The following is a 3,675-nucleotide window of genomic DNA, read 5'->3' as shown; positions in this document are numbered from 1 at the left end:
CCCAACATTTCCATGGTGATCACCTCAAACACCCCGCCTCAAAATGAGGCAGGCAGGTTAAACACCCTGGTCAATTTTCAGTCGGTACACACCCCTTCAGATGGTCAGTTTTCGGTCGGCGCCAACACCCGCGGTTGGTTGCTGGACCACAGCTAGCTGCGTTGCGAACCCGCCCCTCTGGAGACTGCCATCTTCAGAGGGGCTCCATTTTAAAGACCTGCTCACCGTTAGGTGAAATACGAGTCATAAAAAAGCTGGCAAACAAAGATTAGACGCTCTGCTACGATCTTGCAACTGCCGCGAGGCAGCTCAGAAATGCTCACCGCTCGGTGACCGAGTCATCTTCACTGCCGCGTAGGCAGAAATCAGGCGCCTATGGGCGCCTGATTCATTTGCGTCGCCCGAAGCCGAGCACCGGGTGGAAACGCCAGCCCTGTTCACTGTCTGGAACAGTAACGGTGGCGTAGCGTTGGGCGCTGGCGCTCAGGGGGATGTCCTGTGCGTTGGCCTGGGTGGCGAGAGCGTCGAGGAGGTCGACCGCGATCCACGGGGCGATGCGGGCGCCGGTGACGGTGGCATCCGGGAGCCGCTGAAGGCTTTCTTCGACCGGAACGTTGAGCGCCGGGTGGCCGCGCTGCTGGTCGACGACCCGGTGCAGCAGGCAGGCGCTCTCGTCCTCGTCCGGTAAGAGCGCCAGATCGACGGTGGGCTCGGGATCGGCGCGGAAGGGCTGTTGCTGGGGCAGGACTGCCGTGAGCCAGGCGCCCGGGCGCAGCCAGTGGCTGGTGGCGTTGAGGAGTTGCTTGGGTTTTCGGCCGGCACGGATCTGGTAGGCGGTGAGGCCGGCGCTGTCCTGCTGCGGGCGCATCTGTTGGTCGAGGCGGGCGTGTTCGAGGTCCACCAGGTGGCGGTCGGGGGCGAGCTCGGCGTCGGGCCGGGGCAGGATGCGCGGGCGGGCGTCGATGACCTCGCGCTCGGCGGGGGCCAGCAGCGCGGCGAGATCATGGGTCTGCAGGTGGAAGGGGGCGTCCCGGGTTTCGAAGCCGGGCTTCCAGTAGGCAGGCTTGCCAGGGTGTTCGAAGTGGCGCAGGTTGGTCTCGAAGACCAATAGGTTGGGGGTTGCGACGGGGTTAGGGCGATGGCGGCGGATGCGGCCGGCGAGCTGGATCAGGGAGCGCATTGATGAGGGCTCGACGACGGCCCAGTCATAGTCGTGATCCCGGCCCACTTCGCATACTGGGCTGCCGAGCACGATGAAGAGATGGTCGGCTTCTGGTGAAGCATCGAGCAGGGCGCGGATCTCAGGCAGATCGAACGCCGCCTGCGGGCGGCGGCGGTTCAGGGCGGCATCCAGCCGATGCTCGATTTCGGAGCGGACAATCAGCGGAAAACGGGCATGGTAGGGGCACAGGTGGATGCGTACATTCTCCGGAGCACCCAGGGCGAAGAGGGCGAGGGCGACGTCTAACAGGGGGTCGATGTTGGCCATGCGGACCAGCCCGAAGCTGATCCGCTTGCCGCTGTGCGGAGCAAGGTCGTGATGGTCGGCGTGGAGGCGCAGTGCGGCCTCGCGCACACTACTTGCGAACTGCTGGCGGATCACTGCCGGGTCGTGGCTATCGGGATGGAAGGGTAGCAAGGCGCTACGGCGGCGCACAGCTTCAGCGCCGAGGTGGGTGTGGCGCTGGCGGGCAAAGTCGAGATGGGCGCTGGCGAAGGCGGCGACGTCGGCGCAGTCGGTGGCGGTCTGGCGGTATTCGTCCACCCAGATGCAGCACACTTCAGGTGGCGTGCCCGACGGCTTGCCGCGGTTGCGCTGGAACCAGCTGCGCCCATCGCGATAGGCGTCGAACAGTCCTTCGACGAGCGCCGGCGGCAAGGTGGCCGAGGAGAGCAGCACGCGGGCACCGAGCAGGCCGGCCCAGTGCACCAGTCGGGCGAGGGCCGGGAGATCGTCGATGTCGAAATCGTCGGGCTCGTCGAGCACCAGGTCGCCGCTCATCAGGCGCAGCATCGGGGCGATCTGGCGCCCGCCACGCTGGCTTTCGGTAGCGGGGGTGAGGTGGTCGATGGTGCACACCAGCAGCGGGGCGGCGAGCAGCTTGTGTACCTGGGGGGCGTGGCCGAGGCGCTGCAACAGCGGATGCCGGGCATTGCCTTCGAAGACGACATGGCTGTCTTTGGCCAGCAGGTCCTGGGTCGAGGCGGAGCCGGTGGCTTCGGCCTGGGCCTCGTAGTAGTTGAAGAGTTCGCGATTTGGGGCGCCGCCGACAAGGATGGCGACTTCCTCCTCGGAGAGCTGCAGTTCCTTGCGGAAGGCGCGACCGGTCTGAAGTGTCAGGGTACGCAGGCCAAGGGCAAAGGCGCAGCGCATGCCCCGTGCCGGGTCGGCGAGGGCGTACATGATGCGGGCGTTGGCGAGGGTCTTGCCGCAGCCGGTGGAGGCCATGTCGACGATGAAGGCGCCCTGGCGCGCGCTGCGTTCGCGCACTGCGGCAGCGAGGTCGGCGGCACGGTCCTGCCAGCGGAAGCGCGGATCGGCACTGCGTCGGCGCAGTCCCTTGTGGCGGGCAAGGCGTGCGAGGTGGAGCTCGAAACCTGGCAGCGCATGGGCGACTACCCCGGCATGGCGCGCAACGCCGAGCAGGTGTTCGTCGAGGGTCTGGTTGTAGGCGCCGGTCTTGCGCACGGTGTTGGCGTAGAGGGGATAGGCGTCGTTGAGGTCGCTGCGCGCTTGGCGGTCGGTGAGGCTTGAGTAGTGATGGTCGGCGAGCATCAGGCCGAGGCGGGCGAGGTGCATCACGTAAGGGTCAGCCAGGGGTTCGGCGCCCGTGGTGCTGGCGAGCTGGGTCTGCAGCCGGGTGGCGAGGCGGGCGGCGCGCTTGCGCCAGAGTTCGGTCGTGACCGGCAGGCCGTGGGGAAAGTCCCAGTAAGGGGCGAGGTCTGCGGCGGCGGTGCTGGTGGGCTGCTCGTTCCATTCCGCGTCGACCTTTTCGAGCAGCTGGTCGAGTTGGGCGCTGGAGAAGTTGCGCACCCGTGCACCGAGCCAGAGGCGGCGGCCTTCGGCGTCAGTGGCCGGCATCACCGGGAGGCGGTGATGGGTGAGGATCAGCCAGCCGACCCCACGTGCAAGTGGCGGTAGTTTCGCAAAGGGCTTGTCTTTGCTCGCTGCCGTGTCGAGGCCATCGCGCAGCAGGCGGCCCGGCGCGGTCCAGCTCGCGTCGTCGGCCGGGGTGGGGGCGATCAGACGCTGCAACCACTCTGCGTCGCCGCTGTTGCCGACGAAGGATTCGAAGAGGCGCAGGGAGACCCACTCGTGGCGGTACTGGTTGCGTTCGACCGGGCTGCCGGGCTTGAGCCGGTCCTGGAAGGCCCGGGTGGCCTTGCCGAGGTCGTGCAGCAGCGCGGCAAGCGAGGCGAGGAGGTGGATTGCCTGCAGGCTGTGCCAGTCGTTCTCGTCTGCGCTGCGCAGGACATTGCGGCGGGTGATGTTGGTGGGTACCGCGCCTTCTGCGTTGAACTTGCTCGCGTCGCCGACGATCCACAGATGTCAGTAGGAACCCAATAATCCCCAGTTGTGGGAACTGAAAATTCCCCACCCATTTTTGACAAGGAGTTCAAAGATGGAAGGGAAGAATGAAGTGGCCGATGCTCTCGGCCCGCGGGCCGAGAGCA

1 protein-coding gene is annotated in these 3,675 nt (G+C 66.5%); it reads right to left on the bottom strand.

Annotated elements, in window-relative coordinates; translation table 11 throughout:
• Positions 1-388 precede the first annotated feature (388 nt).
• A complete protein-coding gene (gene cas3f, locus GQB03_RS22520; protein WP_235027185.1) occupies positions 389-3,490 on the bottom strand; it encodes a type I-F CRISPR-associated helicase Cas3f in 3,102 nt (1,033 codons plus the stop codon).
• Positions 3,491-3,675: the final 185 nt, after the last annotated feature.

The organism is Cognatazoarcus halotolerans, from assembly GCF_009800965.1.
Taxonomy (GTDB): domain Bacteria; phylum Pseudomonadota; class Gammaproteobacteria; order Burkholderiales; family Rhodocyclaceae; genus Cognatazoarcus; species Cognatazoarcus halotolerans.
Note: the sequence above shows the minus strand (reverse complement) of the source record. Positions and strands in the feature narration are given on the sequence as shown.